General features: G+C 34.1%; 3 protein-coding genes and 1 pseudogene. All 4 read right to left on the minus strand.

Annotation, left to right across the window (positions count from 1 at the left end; genetic code table 11):
* A partial coding sequence (locus QZ562_RS20735) for a DUF885 family protein (RefSeq protein WP_293764569.1) occupies positions 1-176 on the minus strand: 176 nt, incomplete at its 3' end.
* Positions 177-208: 32 nt separating this feature from the next.
* Positions 209-361 (minus strand): annotated as a pseudogene (locus QZ562_RS20740) (DUF885 family protein); the annotation flags it as partial.
* A 1148-nt stretch (positions 362-1509) separates the two neighbouring features.
* A complete protein-coding gene (locus tag QZ562_RS20745) occupies positions 1510-1842 on the minus strand; it encodes a DUF1820 family protein (RefSeq protein WP_293764565.1) in 333 nt (110 codons plus the stop codon).
* A 592-nt stretch (positions 1843-2434) separates the two neighbouring features.
* The coding region (locus QZ562_RS20750; RefSeq protein WP_293764567.1) for a TetR/AcrR family transcriptional regulator at positions 2435-3003 on the minus strand (569 nt) is incomplete at its 5' end.

Here is a 3003-nt window from a genome sequence, read left to right on the forward strand (position 1 = left end):
GCATGATGAAATGTATGCAAATCAAATTGCTCACTTAGTTCAGACTCTGTTTGTTTGCGTAACTTTTTTATCGTTAACTCTCCAATTTTGTATGTTAAAGCTTGAACAGGCCATGAAATATAACGATTAATCTCTATTTTAACATTGTGCTCTGATAGAGCTGTATTTTCTAGCATAAAATCTATGGCTCTTTGCCGTGATCACACTTTTACATACCTACTTCTTTTCCCAAAAACTCTGAATACAACCGCCGTCCCTCACCAAATGTAAATATGCAGGTATAACACCTGACTTCAGGTAAATCATGCATTTCTCTAGCTAAAGATACTTGTAAATGATGTCCTGGAATTGCTTCGTGTAACGTAAACGCAGTTAGAGAATATAAAGGCCTCTTGTATGAAGCATATGTATTAACCCAATATTATGCTGGCTGGTCAACACTGGTTGGTGATATGTATCGTCCTGTTGTGTACTCAGGAGCAATATTGTCAGGCACGGGCTTTAGCCCGTAGGGAGTTCGTGGCAAATAGTTAAATAACTGAGATAGCTTAGCATCCATCTTTTTAAAATGTACAAAGCTTGTTTAATTAATTCACTTGTTGTTTGCACATAAAACCTTTTATCAATCCGTAAATATCGTATGAACTGTTTAATATTGCCACCGAATTCGAGTTGCTGTATAAAAATAACGATGGTTTTGATAATAAGTAATACCGTCTGGTATAGATTTAGCAGGGATATTACTTTTAGTAATATATTTTGTGACTAAAAAACTATAGGATTTTTGATAAGCACCAGAACATGATTCGAGATAATTAAATTCGCTTGCTCAGTTAATTTTTGTTGTTGAATAAAAGCAACCTTAACGACCTGATAATTTTTAAATGGTGAATGAAATACACTGTTTTCAGGTGAATTTTTAATAAAAGCTTCCACTGAATCTTTAAACCCATTTAGCCCTACTTTTGGTCGAATAAAGCCAGTTTGTATCCCTTTTGTTATTCAGTTAATTTGTTGTTCAAAATATAACGGGAATTGTTCAAGTCTGGCTAAGTAATTTTGATAGTCAATTAAGGTTTTAAAACGACTAGAACGAGGCAAAAAAGATAATCTGCTATGACATCCTGATTTTGATGTAAGAAAGATATAATGAGCGTTGGATTGGCATTGATCGATATCGTTTTGTAATTGTCTTGTTAGATTGATAAGCAAATCTACTCTACTCAGCTCTACTTAGGTCACGCTTATCTAAGTAAAACAGTTTTTAAAAAATTGTGAAATTGATAGTCTTGCTTTGTAGGCGCTACAGGTGAAATGTCAGGTAATTTGTTATCAAAATCATGTATGCCCTGCCAAATCGCGGCGAGTGGACTGATGGATAATTAATTGCATCAAATTTCACCAAATAGTGACTGTAATTTAGTCGATTCTGTAGCAAAATATGCATTTGAAAAGAAAGTTATCAGCAAAAAAAGGCATACTTGACTATATTTTTACTCGATATAAATTTTATTTAGGTGTGTTTCTAGGTGTATATATGGGTGAAGGAAAAGTAGTCACCTTATCTGACAGCACCATTATTTTAGAGGTGCCTTGTTTTTTGACTTCATCGATACGAAGTACACTATGCATAGGAACGTATGTTCGAGTGACGTCAGCAAATTCATTTTTAAGTTTTTCATGGCTAGGGTCCAATACTAAACTTGTATGAGTATCCCAAACAAAGTCACCTATCTCAATAAATCCAAACATGCTTCCTTGGCAAACTTCGCGAACATAAAGTTCATAGCGCTCACCATTTGCTATAAATTGGATACGGAATAAATGTTCTTTACTGGGCATAATGACTTCTCAATATATTAAGCTACTTTCCGAGTTACATTGAACTGCGTAAGGTAGAAGTTTAAGTGACCTATAGGTGGTGATGAACGGACCAATAGCAAGAGTAAAAAGGTCCTGTTTAAAACTATTTTAATCAACTATTAAGTTTCTGATATAGTGAAAGGTGCGCATATGCAAAGCACACATAAGATGTGCTGCAGTGCATAATGTATTTTCTATGCCAGTATTTTAGTTTGTGCTTCCACTATTTTGATAGGGTTAATACGCTGGTTTGTATAATTCACATCCGAGTGTTTGGAATTGAAGAAGAAAATCTAAATCGGCATTACATGTAAACTAACCAAATTAAATCTTCTTAAAACTAATATTAGCAACACAGCTAAAAAATTGTTGCGCATTCAATCAATATATTGGTATTTATATATAATGGGGTGCCGTTTGACGCAAGTTAAAAAATTTATAATAATGACGGCCGTAAAACTCATCAAAGTGTAATCAAGCCTTATATAAATAAGGCCAAGTTTGTACATTACTTTTTGAATCTGAGTCATATATCTATTAATCAACGCAGATTAGCTGTGGAATACTTAAACTATTGTTTTACAGCTAAAGGCCCTAATAAGGCTTGAGTGGCTAATTGTAACTCATCAGTATCACCAGCTAAAATTGCATTTACCGCAAAACCTTGTACATAACTGGTCAACTGGAGAGCTGTTGATTCTACGTTGATATAAGTGTGCACTTGTCCTAACGCTTGTGCTTTTTCCAAACAGCCAATAAAGTCAATTTGTAATCGGTCAAGATAGTGGCGACCAATTTGTTGTACTTTTTTGTCATCAAAGCCTAATTCAGTAATGCAATTAATCAATAAGCACCCCTTACCTTTTATATGTGCAGCGTAGTCAATAAAAAACATATTGATAGAATCTAGCCCATGATTAGACTCTAGATGTTTCATTATTTTATCTAATTTACTGGTCTGATAATGCTTTAACACCATGTAAAGAAAAATTTGTTTACTACCAAACTCGATATAAAAACCCCTTCTATTAAAATCAGTTCTGGCGATAATTTCATCCATAATAGCGCCGTGATAACCGTGTTCCAAAAATACATCAATCGCCTGGTTTAGAACGATATCGACTTTGTATTGGGCTTTAC

Origin of the sequence: uncultured Paraglaciecola sp., from assembly GCF_913058035.1 — a bacterium.
Taxonomy (GTDB): domain Bacteria; phylum Pseudomonadota; class Gammaproteobacteria; order Enterobacterales; family Alteromonadaceae; genus Paraglaciecola.

What these genes read in the sequence shown, in the direction of transcription:
- QZ562_RS20745 (WP_293764565.1), bottom strand. Translation starts at nt 1,842, where the DNA reads ATGCCCAGTAAAGAACATTTATTCCGTATCCAATTTATAGCAAATGGT.